At 47.3% G+C, this 12,264-nt stretch carries 10 protein-coding genes and 1 other annotated feature (1 of these 11 cut by a window edge); all 10 genes read left to right on the top strand.

The window, feature by feature from the left end; translation table 11 throughout:
- The first annotated feature begins 33 nt into the window (after window positions 1–33).
- The 10 genes from WQ57_RS25685 to ytxC all read left to right on the top strand — a co-directional run bounded on the left by WQ57_RS25685 (window position 34) and on the right by ytxC (window position 12,168).
- Complete coding sequence (locus tag WQ57_RS25685) at window positions 34–3,966, top strand: 5'-nucleotidase C-terminal domain-containing protein (RefSeq protein ID WP_084820228.1); 3,933 nt, start codon at window positions 34–36, stop codon at window positions 3,964–3,966.
- A 167-nt stretch (window positions 3,967–4,133) separates the two neighbouring features.
- Complete coding sequence (ytaF, locus tag WQ57_RS09035; protein WP_241481511.1) at window positions 4,134–4,763, top strand: sporulation membrane protein YtaF; 630 nt, start codon at window positions 4,134–4,136, stop codon at window positions 4,761–4,763.
- 19 nt (window positions 4,764–4,782) lie between these two features.
- Window positions 4,783–5,379: a dephospho-CoA kinase gene (gene coaE, locus WQ57_RS09030; protein WP_046523429.1), complete on the top strand. Its 597-nt coding sequence runs from the start codon at window positions 4,783–4,785 to the stop codon at window positions 5,377–5,379.
- A 210-nt stretch (window positions 5,380–5,589) separates the two neighbouring features.
- Complete coding sequence (locus WQ57_RS09025; RefSeq protein WP_046523428.1) at window positions 5,590–6,621, top strand: glyceraldehyde-3-phosphate dehydrogenase; 1,032 nt, start codon at window positions 5,590–5,592, stop codon at window positions 6,619–6,621.
- Between the two features lie 330 nt (window positions 6,622–6,951).
- Window positions 6,952–7,326 carry an adenosylmethionine decarboxylase gene (gene speD, locus WQ57_RS09020; protein ID WP_046523427.1) on the top strand — a complete coding sequence of 125 codons (375 nt, stop codon included), beginning with the start codon at window positions 6,952–6,954 and terminating at the stop codon, window positions 7,324–7,326.
- Between the two features lie 83 nt (window positions 7,327–7,409).
- Window positions 7,410–7,808 carry a hypothetical protein gene (locus WQ57_RS09015; RefSeq protein ID WP_046523426.1) on the top strand — a complete coding sequence of 133 codons (399 nt, stop codon included), beginning with the start codon at window positions 7,410–7,412 and terminating at the stop codon, window positions 7,806–7,808.
- Between the two features lie 109 nt (window positions 7,809–7,917).
- Window positions 7,918–8,379 (top strand): transcriptional regulator NrdR, encoded by a 462-nt coding sequence (gene nrdR, locus WQ57_RS09010; protein ID WP_046523425.1) that lies wholly within the window; start codon window positions 7,918–7,920, stop codon window positions 8,377–8,379.
- 204 nt (window positions 8,380–8,583) lie between these two features.
- Window positions 8,584–9,993, top strand: a complete 1,410-nt coding sequence (locus tag WQ57_RS09005) for a replication initiation and membrane attachment family protein (RefSeq protein WP_046523424.1) — start codon at window positions 8,584–8,586, stop codon at window positions 9,991–9,993.
- Between the two features lie 5 nt (window positions 9,994–9,998).
- On the top strand, window positions 9,999–10,934 hold the full coding sequence (gene dnaI / locus WQ57_RS09000; RefSeq protein ID WP_046523423.1) for a primosomal protein DnaI: 936 nt from the start codon (window positions 9,999–10,001) through the stop codon (window positions 10,932–10,934).
- Window positions 10,935–11,319: 385 nt separating this feature from the next.
- Window positions 11,320–12,168 (top strand): sporulation protein YtxC, encoded by an 849-nt coding sequence (gene ytxC / locus WQ57_RS08995; protein WP_046523422.1) that lies wholly within the window; start codon window positions 11,320–11,322, stop codon window positions 12,166–12,168.
- Between the two features lie 56 nt (window positions 12,169–12,224).
- Window positions 12,225–12,264: a binding site (T-box leader), on the top strand; it runs 197 nt beyond the window's last position.

The raw sequence follows: 12,264 nt of genomic DNA, 5'->3' as shown, positions 1-12,264 counted from the left end.
TCTAATCTATTAATAGGGGGAAATGCTTTGAAAATGATTAAGAAGCAATGGTTCATCCTGACGGCCGTTTTTACTTTGCTTGTGGGATATGCTGTTCCAGCTGCAAGCGCTGCAGAAGATTACATTACAGTGGAGCAGGCCATCAATAATAATGAAGGTGTTGCTATTGTAAAGGGGTATATCGTAGGATTTACGAAAGGAACAAAGAACTATCAATTTGAAGGGCCCTTTACGGGCAGTCAGAATACAAATATCGCAATAGCAGATAACCCGAATGAAAGAGACCCCGCAAAAATCCTTCCGGTTCAACTTCCATCGGGAGCTGTACGTACCGCTTTAAACCTTGTTGACAATCCAGGAAACCTTGGAAAAGAAGTGTACGTAAAAGGCACTTTGGATACTTACTTCTCTGTGCCTGGTCTAAGAAACGCTTCTGAATACAGCTTTGACGGCAGCGTACCAGACAGGCCGCCGTTTGAAGGCATCGAAGGACTTAAAATCAGAGACATTCAAGGAGAAGGTCATAACTCCCCATATAATAGGGAAAACGTCAAGGGCGTAGAAGGCATTGTAACCTATGTCGATGATGCCAATAATTTTTATATCCAGGACCCCACACCGGATGATAAGCCAAATACATCAGAAGGAATTCTGGTTTATAAAAGAAACCACGGCACAAAAGTCGGAGACCTGGTGAGTGTCGACGGCCTTGTCAAAGAATGGGTCATCGCCGGCTACAGCGATATGCTGGAGACCGACCTGGCCACCACCGAAATCGATGCCAACAATGGGAGTGTTACCGTTAAGACAAGCAATCAGGAATTGCCTGAACCGCTCGTCATTGGCAAGGATGTCTTCCCGCCAACCCAGATTGTGGACAATGACCAGTTCGCTGAATTTGATCCGGAGCAGGATGCGATAGATTTTTATGAAAGCATTGAAGGAATGCTTGTTGCGATTGAAAATCCGATTGCCGTCGGCCCGCAAAAATATGGGGAAATTCCTGTTATCGCTGAAAAAGTTGAAGGCAAGACATATACCGTTCCAGGCGGAGTGCCGCTTCAGCCGGATAACGCAAACCCTGAAAGATTACATCTATTGTTTGACGACAGGGACTTTGTTGCCAAGACAGGCGACCAGTTTAATGGAACCGTTACAGGTGTCGTAGGATACACCTTCCAAAACTTTAAAATCCTTACAAATGAACTTCCGGAACTAATTGAGAGCGACTACCAGCCTGCTGTCACGGAAATTGAGAAGGATGAAGATAAGCTGACGGTTGCCAACTATAATATGGAAAACTTCGTTGGAACAGAGACGGAAAAGAAAAATAGAATTGCCAAATCAATGGTCGAAAACCTGGACTCGCCTGACATCATCGGTCTGGTGGAAGTTCAGGACAATAATGGGACAGGCACTGGCACAACAGATGCCTCGCAAAATTATGAAGCTTTGATTGCTGCGATTGAGGCGCACGGCGGCCCAACCTATGAGTGGACCGATATTGCTCCCGAGGACAATAAAGATGGCGGAGCGCCAAACGGCAATATCCGTGTAGGCTTCCTCTACAATCCTGAACGTGTCACTCTTGCTGAAGGAGTGAAAGGCGGTGCAACGGAAGCAGTAGGCTATGAAGATGGTTCTTTGACTCTCAATCCGGGGCGGATCGACCCGGCCAATGCCGCTTTCAACTCAAGCCGCAAACCGCTTGCCGCACAGTTTGAATTTAACGGCGAAGATGTGATTGTCATTAACAACCACTTTAATTCCAAAGGCGGAGACCAGCCAATCTTCGGGAAAAACCAGCCTCCGGTTCTTGGAAGTGAAGCACAGCGCCTGCAAATTGCCGGCATCGTTAACAACTTCGTACAGGAAATCAAGAATGAAAATGAAGATGCGAACGTTGTGGTAATGGGAGACCTGAATGATTTTGAGTTTTCCGCTCCGCTTCAGACACTAAAGGGCAGTGAACTGACCAACTTGATTGAAATGGTTCCTGCCGAGGAAAGATTCACGTACAACTATCAAGGGAATTCGCAAGTGCTTGACCATATCCTTGTATCCAACAACCTGGCAGCAGGTGCGGAGGTTGATATTGTCCACATCAACTCTCCTTTTATGGAAGCCCACGGCCGTGCCAGCGACCATGATCCTGTCCTTGCCCAGCTTTCATTCGAGGACGAGCCATTCACCCTGTCTGTGATGCATGTGAATGACTCTCATGCGAATGTAGAAAAATACCCGCGTTTATTCACAGCCGTGAATGAAGTCCGTGCCGGAAATCCGGACGCCCTGCTTGTTGATGTAGGCGATGTTTTCTCAGGTACGCTTTATTTTAACCAGTATCTTGGCAAGGCGGACCTTTGGTTCATGAATGAGCTTGGCTATGATGCGATGACCTTCGGAAACCATGAGTTCGACAAAGACTCTGCGGTATTGGCCGACTTTATCAAAGAGATGCGATTCCCGATGGTCAGTGCCAATGTCGATGTCAGCAATGACCCTGAACTTGGACCGCTTTTCGTGAATGAATTGGCTGAAAATGCCGATGGCGGCCGTATCTACCCTGCCATTATCAAAGACGTGGACGGCGAAAAGGTCGGTATTTTTGGCCTCACTACACCGGATACAGCGATCCTGGCCAACCCTTCCGATGATATCCTGTTTGAAAATGCGGTAGAAAAAGCAAAAGAGACAGTTGCAGCCCTTGAAGAGCAGGGGATTAACAAAATCGTTGCCCTTTCCCATCTTGGCTATGCTCCCGACCAGCAGCTTGCCGCTGAAGTGGATGGCGTTGACCTGATTGTTGGAGGCCATTCACATACGACTCTTACAGGTCCTGTACTGGTGGAAAAGGAAGAGCCGACAGTCATTGTCCAGGCCAATGAGTATCTGAATTACCTGGGACTGGTGAATGTTACTTTCGATGACAGCGGTGTTGTTACAGAATACAATGGCCAGCTTCTGAAAACGTCCGAATACAGTGAAGACCCGGCAGCCAAAGCAAAAGTCGAGGAATTTAAAGCACCGCTGGATGAATTAAGGAAAACCGTGGTTGGATATACAGATGTTGTGCTCGATGGCGAGCGGAACAACGTCAGGACAAAAGAGACCAACCTTGGGAATCTCATCACCGATGCTATGCTTGAAAAAGCCCAATCAATGGTTCCTGAAACTTCCATTGCCCTGCAAAATGGCGGTGGCATCCGTGCTTCCATTGACCAGGGAGAAATTACGCTGGGCGAAGTACTGACGGTTCAGCCATTTGCCAATCTGCTCGTTACGCTTGATCTGACTGGAGCTGAAATCCTTGCTGCCCTCGAGCACAGCGTCAGCAATGTTGAGAATGCTGCCGGTGCTTTCCTGCAAGTATCAGGCCTGAAGTTCCAGTATGATCCTTCCAAGCCTGCCTATGACCGAGTATGGTCTGTCGAAGTTCAAACTGGAAATGGCCCTGAAGCTCTTGACCCGGAAAAAACATACACTGTCGCGACCAATGCCTTTACGGCTGATGGCGGAGACGGCTATAACATGTTTAAGGAAGCAAAGAACCAGGGCCGAATCAACGAACTGCTTATTGTCGATTATGAGATTCTGGTGGAATACCTGGAAAAAAACAGTCCAGTATCGCCAGCAGTGGAAGGCCGAATTGTGGCTGCGGATGAGCAGCAGCCTGAACCGCCAAAATCAATCGATGATCTTATGGGCGATCTTGAAAGCGACCTGGCTGAATATGCAGCTAACGGCGAGCTGTCAGGACCGCTGATGTCCCAGCTGCAAAACAGCTATAAACAGGTTCAGCACCACTACAGCAAAGGTTCAGTGAAAAATGCCCTGAAGTTCCTGGACAAATTTACAGCGCAGCTTGACCAGAAAAACAAGCAGAACTTCATTACGGATGAGGCAAAGAAAAGCCTTGAAGAAAGTGCTCAATCTTTAAGGGAGCTGCTGCAATCCGGAAATTAACCAGCAAAGGCCGCCTCTTCCTGTGAGGCGGCTTTTTTTTCGTTTTGATGGTAAAATAAGGATTGGGCGGCTTTGGATTTTTGGAGGCATTTCTCAATCCCGCATAACGTTGGATAGGCTTCTTCCATATACTATCGTAGCGATTGACAGGAAGGAGCTTTTCCATGATTCAGGTTGTCTCATTGCTTTTACTTGCATTCGCTGTCAGCCTTGACAGTTTCAGTGTTGGATTTACGTATGGGTTGAGAAATGTGAAGATCCCTTTTAAATCGATAGTTACAATCGCTGTCTGTTCAGCGGCAGTTCTCATGGTTGCCATGACCATTGGGGAATTCCTCGAGGCAACCCTCCCGGGGGATTGGGCGGGGCATATTGGAGGGCTCATTTTGATTCTTTTGGGAGCCTGGATATTGTACCAATTTTTCCGCCCGGAAAAAGCAGCTGAGCGCGAGGATGAAAAGACGCTGGTCAACTTTGAAATCCAGTCACTGGGGATCGTCATTCATATTCTAAAGAAGCCAATGTCCGCCGATTTCGACCGTTCGGGCACCATAACGGGCATTGAAGCACTTATGCTTGGCCTCGCCCTTTCCCTTGATGCTTTTGGAGCGGGGATTGGAGCGGCCATGCTAGGATTCTCCCCGCTTGCCCTTGCTTTTGCGGCGGCGGTGATGAGTTCGGTTTTTGTATTCAGCGGGATGAAAGCAGGAATCTTCCTCTCAGGCTACAGTTGGGTCCAAAAGCTCAGCTTCATACCTGGCCTGCTGCTGATCCTTGTTGGGATTTTTAAACTTTAGGAATAGAAAGGATTAGGATATGTCATTAACCATAGGATTGACCGGAGGCATTGCAAGCGGCAAGAGCACGGTGTCAAAGATGCTTGCCGATAAGGGTATCCCCATTGTGGATGCCGATATCGAAGCGCGGCTTGCAGTTCAAAAAGGAGAAAAAGCATACAATGACATCATAAGTTTCTTCGGAAAAGCCATTCTTCAGGAAGATGGGGAAATTGACAGGGCTAAGCTTGGAGGTATCATCTTTAATGATGAGGAAAAAAGGAAAGTCCTGAACTCCATTGTCCATCCCGCCGTCAGGGAACGGATGCTGGCCAAGAAAGCACATGCAGAACAGGAAGGGGCCAAAGCGGTGGTGCTTGATATTCCCCTGCTGTTTGAAAGCAGGCTACAGTTCATGACCGATAAAATCCTCCTGGTCTATGTTGACGAAGACACTCAGCTGCGCCGGCTGATGGAACGTAATCACTACAGCCGTGAAGAAGCACTGGCCAGAATACAATCACAAATGCCCCTCGGGGAAAAGGTTGGGCTGGCACATGAAGTCATCGATAACAACGGCTCAATCACAGAAACAGAGAAGCAGCTGAAAGAAATATTGGCCCGGTGGGGCATCTAGGGGAACCGCAGCTGGTTCTCTTTTTTTGTGCCTTTTCATAAGGGGATATCAGGTGGCGGAATAATGGAAGCAATTTTAAGGTATATTTTCAAAAATACCCTATATTTTAAAATGTGCACATTTATTTGGCACAAATGAGGTTTAATATGTTATACTAATAGCAAATACAAGGTATTAAAAGTATAACACTAATATGGAAGGGGCCGTAAAATGAAGGCTAGAGTTGCAATCAATGGATTTGGGCGAATTGGAAGAATGGTATTCCGCAAGGCCATTCTTGAAGACAATCTTGAAATAGTGGCGGTCAATGCCAGCTACCCGGCTGAAACATTGGCACATTTAATAAAATATGATTCCAACCACGGTATTTTTCAGGCCAATGTAGAACCAGCAGGAGATGCACTGATTGTGAATGGGAAGACCATTCAGCTGTTAAACAGCCGTAATCCCGAAGAATTGCCCTGGAACGAAATGAAGATTGATATAGTCATAGAAGCAACCGGAAAATTCAACTCCCGCGATAAAGCAAGTCTGCATCTGAAAGCCGGCGCTAAAAAAGTAATCCTGACTGCTCCCGGAAAAAATGAAGATGTGACAATCGTCATGGGCGTGAATGAAGACACGTTGGACCTTGAGCAGCATGATGTCATTTCCAATGCTTCCTGCACAACAAACTGCCTGGCCCCTGTTGCCAAAGTGCTTGATGAACATTTCGGGATTGAGAATGGTCTGATGACGACCATCCATTCCTACACAAATGACCAAAAGAATATTGATAACCCGCATAAAGATCTGAGAAGGGCGCGTTCATGCGGCCAATCGATCATCCCAACTTCCACAGGTGCGGCGAAAGCGTTGTCACTTGTCCTGCCACAGCTGAAAGGCAAGCTGCATGGAATGGCTTTGAGGGTGCCAACTCCCAATGTATCGCTTGTTGACCTTGTTGTGGACTTGAAGCGGGAAGTGACGGTAGACGAAATCAATGAAGCCTTTCTCGCTGCTTCCCATGGCCCTCTGAGAGGCATCCTTGATATTACCGAAGAGCCGCTTGTTTCGGTGGATTTCAATACCAATCCACATTCCGCCATCATTGATGGATTGTCCACAATGGTGATGGGCGCCAATAAAGTCAAAGTCCTTGCCTGGTACGACAATGAGTGGGGCTACTCTTGCCGTGTCGTCGACCTGGCCAAACATGTTGCCCAGGAACTCCTTCAGTCTGCAAAAGTCAAAGTAAGCTGACCTTATATCAGACAAACAACCCGATTGTAATCGGCCTGCCTATTCAAGGCAGGCTTTCTTGTGTTTCCGGGGGATTTTGGGCCTTAACAGGGACGTTCTGGACTGTTGCTTTTCCGATGAAAAATATCGGTGTAAAATTTTCAAATCATAGGTTGCAAAATAAATATAAACAAAGTATACTAGTCATCGTGAACTTCTTATGACGGTAAAAATTAGCTACTTAAAGGGTTAGGACCTCTCTGGACTAACTTTCCCCCGTGGTAGTTAAATGCCATTAAACAAAGGACTTCATTTTTTGTAGCTAAAAAAGTAAGAGGGGGAAATTGAATTATGGAAACTATGGGACGTCACGTTATTTCTGAACTATGGGGCTGCGATTTCGACAAGTTGAATGATATGGATTTTATCGAGAAAACATTCGTTGGTGCTGCATTGAAGTCAGGTGCTGAAATCCGCGAGGTGGCATTCCACAAGTTTGCTCCACAGGGAGTAAGCGGAGTGGTTATTATCTCTGAATCCCATTTGACCATTCACAGCTTTCCGGAACATGGGTACGCAAGCATCGATGTTTATACATGCGGCGACCTGAATCCAAATGTTGCAGCTGATTATATTGCCGAGGCACTTGGTGCCCAGACTCGCGAGAATATTGAACTTCCGCGCGGCATGGGTCCCGTTCAAGTCAAGCAGGCAAAAGCACTTTAATAATTGAAAATTAACCGGAGGTGTAGAAATACACCTCTTTTTTATTTACAATAATAAGTAACCACAATACTTAGGAGCAGATTATGTTAAAAAAACCTTTCTTTTCACGCTACCAGAAGCATGCAGAAACAAGGGACGACCATTATGATAATGAGCTTAGGACAAGATATTACAAAGCAAGCTTCAATCAGCTCTTCGAATCAGCCGAGGACCTATTGCGGAATGATGCCAAGGTGAAGGTGACCTCCGTCTCGAAAGATCATGGTGAAATTGCTGCCGAGGTGAATGCGGGTTTTCCGGCGTTCCTCATCATGACCATCATAACCGTCAAGCCATATCAAACCGCCGTCGACTTTTATCTGTCCACAGAGCGCTTTTCGGTCACGGGTGCAAACCCGGCCCTCAAAAAGGAAATTTTGCGCCTGTACGACAAGCTGAATAAGGCGCATACTTTCATTGGCACAGGCAAAAACGCTGAATAGTCGTACTTGTACAGACCAGCCAATTTTAATAATATAGAGTAGAAGGTATCGAAACGGCATTATGCCGGACAGGTGATATTATATTTGAAAATACCGGAGCTGAGCATACATGAAGTGTCCAACTTGCCATAATAACTCAACCAGGGTCCTCGATTCCCGCCCTGTGGATGAAGGCAGATCGATTCGCCGCCGCAGGGAATGCGAAGCATGTTCCTATCGGTTTACCACATTTGAGAAAGTGGAGGAAATTCCGCTCATTGTTGTCAAAAAGGAAGGCACCAGGGAAGAATTCAATCGCGAAAAGCTTTTAAGAGGGCTGATTAAAGCCTGCGAGAAAAGGCCCGTCGCCTTGCAGCAGCTTGAGGACATTGTTTCAGAGGTTGAAAAGGAGCTGCGCAGCCAGGGAGTTTCCGAAGTGAAAAGTGAAAACATCGGTGAAATGGTCATGGACAGGCTTGCCAAAGTCGATGAGGTGGCCTATGTCCGCTTTGCTTCCGTCTATCGCCAGTTTAAAGATATAAATGTGTTCATTGATGAATTGAAAGACCTGATCAAGAAGGAACAGTCTTAGGATAGAGCTGAAGGGAAACCCTTGGCTCTTTTTTTAAATGATTCATAACTTTTGTAATTAGATTATTGTCTAGCTCCAGCGCCTAGCCCCTCGAGTCATAAGCCACTTCAGAATTGAAGGCAAAAAACGCCTTCTATTCTGGAGCGTCTTATGCTGGTCGGGGCTAAACAAGGTGCTTGCGCTTTTCTGAAAGGGGGGACCACAATGGTTCAGCATTGGCAGGAAATACTGCCTGTAGACCATTATTCTGTCGCTTCGAACGGGTTGCTGCATGAATATGACAGGAAGGTGCTGACTTTCTTGTATCAGCCGCTTGTGGGCCCGGTCTGCCTGAGTCTGTACATGACCCTTTGGGCGGAGCTCGAGGAGAACCGCCTTTGGTCGGCATCCACATCCCACCATAGCCTTATGACCCTCCTGGATATGAACCTGAAGGATATTTATCACGCGAGGCTTAAGCTTGAGGCAATGGGGCTTCTAAAGACATTTGTCAAGGATGATGAGGAAGATGTCCGCTCGTTTATATATGAACTGCAGGCCCCGCTGACGCCGGAACAGTTTTTCCTGGATGGGCTCCTGAATATTTACCTGTACAGGAAAGTAGGCAAGAATCAGTTCGGCAGGCTAAAGCGGTTTTTTGCCGATAAATCGGTAGACAATGCGGAAGGTTATTCGGAAGTCACCAAAGCGTTCCAGGAAGTGTTTGTGTCCGCCACGCCCGGCACGCTCCAGGTTCATCAGGATGCGGAAGAAGAATTTGGTCCGGGCGAGGGGCAGCAGTTCATGGGGAGACAGGAGCCTGAAGCCATCCAAATCCCTGCGGACGAGTTTAATTTTGAACTTTTGCTGGGCGGTCTGAATGAATCGCTCGTCTCGAAAAATGCGCTTAATTCCAGAGTGAAAGAAGCCATCAGCAATCTGGCCTTCCTGTACAGCATCGATGCCATCCAGATGAAAAACATTGTCCTCAGTGCTTTGACGCCGGACAGTGAAATTGATATAGAAGAGCTCAGGAAAGCGGCCAGGGACTGGTACCAGTTTGAAAATCAGGACCAGCTTCCCCAGCTTATGGACCGGGTCCAGCCGGCGCAGTTCAAAACCGCAGCGAGTGTTCCGAAAACGGAGGAAGACAAGCTGGTCCATTACTTTGAAACAGCTTCGCCTAGGCAGCTGCTTATTGACATTTCGGGCGGAGCGGTCCCTTCCAAATCGGAAATGCAGATGATTGAGGACATCATGTTCAAGCAAAAGCTGCTCCCGGGAGTTTGCAATGTACTGGTCCATTATGTGATGCTCAGGACTGATATGAAGCTTACAAAAGCATTCATCGAAAAAATTGCGAGCCACTGGTCCCGGAAGAAAATCCAGACCGTCAAAGAGGCGATGGAGCTGGCCAAGAAGGAACACAGACAGTATCTCGACTGGGCAGAAGAAAAGAAATCACGTCCAGCCCAGGGGAAAAAGCAGGTGCGGAAGGAAATGCTTCCTGACTGGTTTGAAAATAAAGACAGTAGCCGGGCAACCGATTCGCAAGCTGGAGAAGAGGATTTTGATTTTGAAAAAGAAAAAAGACTTCTTGAAGAAGAACTGAAACAATTTAAGGATGGGAGGTGAGTGCCGTGCAAAATATAAATGATACATTGAAGAAGCTGGCCAACAACCAAAATTTCCAGAAGCGGTACGAAAACCTGAGAAATGAAGTGCTGAGCGACCCTTCGGTTCAGGATTTCCTGCGGAGGCACCAGGGGGAAATCAACAGGGAGATTGTAGATAAAAGCCTGATGAAGCTGCATGAGTTCATTAACCAGAGCAAAGGCTGCGACAAGTGCAGCAGCCTGTCATCCTGCCGCAATATGCTTCAGGGATATGAACCGGAGCTTGTGTTCAATGGAAAATATATCGATGTGAAATATGACCGTTGCCCGCGGAAGGTCATGCATGATGAAAAGCTGAAGAACGAACGGCTGATTGGCAGCCTGTTTGTCCCGAAGGAAATACTCAATGCATCGCTTGGAGAGGTGGACCTTGATGACAAGGGACGATTCCTGGCGATTAAAATGGCGAAGGAATTCGTCCAAAACTACTCCCCGGAGGAAAGGCAGAAAGGGCTTTACCTTCATGGCCCGTTTGGTACCGGGAAATCCTACCTGCTGGGGGCGATTGCCAATGAGCTAGCCAAGAAGCAGGTCAGTTCGATGATTGTCTATGTTCCCGAGCTGTTCCGCGAGATGAAAAATTCCATCGGAAACAATACGGTCAATGAAAAGCTCGATGCAATCAAGAAAACGCCTGTGCTGATGCTTGACGATATGGGAGCGGAGACCATGAGCAGCTGGGCGCGGGACGAAATCCTTGGCCCCATCCTGCAGTTTAGAATGGCTGAAAATCTGCCAACTTTCTTCACGTCCAATTTTGACCTTGGCGGCCTCGAACACCACCTCACCCACAGCCAGCGGGGAGAAGAAGAGCAGCTCAAGGCAGCAAGGATCCTCGAACGCATCAAATACCTGGCCACACCGGTAAAAGTGGAAGGAAAGAACAGAAGGGCCTACTGACAGGCTGAAAACGAAATAACTTGAACGACTCAAAGAGCCATGCTGTTTGAGTCGTTTTTTTGTTTTAGGAAGATGCGGGAGATTCGCACAGGGGAGGCTTGGAGCCCGTGCCGATGGAAAAACGGATTCGTCGGTCACCAATAGAGGTGTTTGGCGCCCGTCCCGGTTGAAAAATGGGTTCGTCGGTCACCAATAGAGGTGTTAGGGGCCCGTGCCGATGGAAAAGCTGGATCGCCGGTCACCAATACCCATGTGCTTGTAGATTGTCACATTACAGCTAATCCCTTTTATTGAATAAAACAATTTGAACAGCATGCTGATGCTTCTAAATCGGCCAAGTCCCCCATATATTAAATCAGGAGATTTTAACAAAGGGGGGATATGGTTGATTGAAATCATCTTCCAAAAAGACCGTGATGCCCGCCGGATGTATGGGCACATTGTTGATTGCCTGCGTGCGGGCCAGCCTGGGAGCGGCCTGGTCCAGCTGGATGAGGACAGACGCAGGATTAAAATAGATAGCAATGCGATGCCTGATGAGGCTTTTCATACAGTCAGGGAAGGTGTATATGAATTCATTGCGCTCAAAAAGCGGGATGACTGGTTCAGGGAGATTCTGGAGGAACGTTTTTTTTACGAAGACAGCCATGAGCAGGAGCAGATCCTTGAGGTAATTTATTCAGTGATAGACGGAAACCGGGAGGACCTGGAACCATTCCTGAGCGGTCCGGATGAGAAGCAGATTGTCCAAGAGGCCATCTCCGAAATCTTTACCGACAGCATCTCGTTCTCGTTTGACTCCTTCGTGACGTTTCGTTTGAAGCCATTTTTTGATAAACTGCACAGCTATGTAGAAGTGGCGATTGATGAGTACAAGCTTGAGCAGGAGTACCAGATGTTCGTCCAGACGCTGCGCGATTTCCTTGCGGGAAGGCCGGCACTGAAGCCTTTAATTCACTTGATTGTCGCCGAAGGAACATTTTTTTATGATGAGCATGTCTGCCAGATTACAAGAAGCGAACTGATCCGGACGATTGACCGCAAGCTTTTGGGGAACCACCCGGTTTACGTGGACTCGGTGACCATCGCCCCCTTGCTGTCCCTTGCGCCATCCGTCATCCGCCTTTATACAGACCTGCCGGAACAGCCACTCGTCCGCACCATATGCAATATTTTTGAGGAGCGTGTAAAAATCAGCCCGCTGCATTCTTTTAATCAAAAAAATGCCCAGTAGTCCCTTGATTTTCAAAACATTACAAACTATAATAACCTACATACTAAGTGAATTCAGAAAAAGTAATGACGAGGACATGGGCATTCTTGAATGGTT

Origin of the sequence: Mesobacillus campisalis (assembly GCF_000986785.1) — a bacterium.
Classification (GTDB): domain Bacteria; phylum Bacillota; class Bacilli; order Bacillales; family Cytobacillaceae; genus Mesobacillus_B; species Mesobacillus_B campisalis.
The sequence above is the reverse complement of the archived record's forward strand: the minus strand, read 5'-3'. Positions and strand labels throughout refer to the sequence as shown.

Bases quoted from the DNA above. Each gene is read 5' to 3' on its own strand.
- WQ57_RS25685 (WP_084820228.1), top strand. From the start codon at position 34: ATGATTAAGAAGCAATGGTTCATCCTGACGGCCGTTTTTACTTTGCTT.
- coaE (WP_046523429.1), top strand. From the start codon at position 4,783: ATGTCATTAACCATAGGATTGACCGGAGGCATTGCAAGCGGCAAGAGC.
- WQ57_RS09025 (WP_046523428.1), top strand. From the start codon at position 5,590: ATGAAGGCTAGAGTTGCAATCAATGGATTTGGGCGAATTGGAAGAATG.
- speD (WP_046523427.1), top strand. From the start codon at position 6,952: ATGGAAACTATGGGACGTCACGTTATTTCTGAACTATGGGGCTGCGAT.
- WQ57_RS09015 (WP_046523426.1), top strand. From the start codon at position 7,410: ATGTTAAAAAAACCTTTCTTTTCACGCTACCAGAAGCATGCAGAAACA.
- nrdR (WP_046523425.1), top strand. From the start codon at position 7,918: ATGAAGTGTCCAACTTGCCATAATAACTCAACCAGGGTCCTCGATTCC.
- WQ57_RS09005 (WP_046523424.1), top strand. From the start codon at position 8,584: ATGGTTCAGCATTGGCAGGAAATACTGCCTGTAGACCATTATTCTGTC.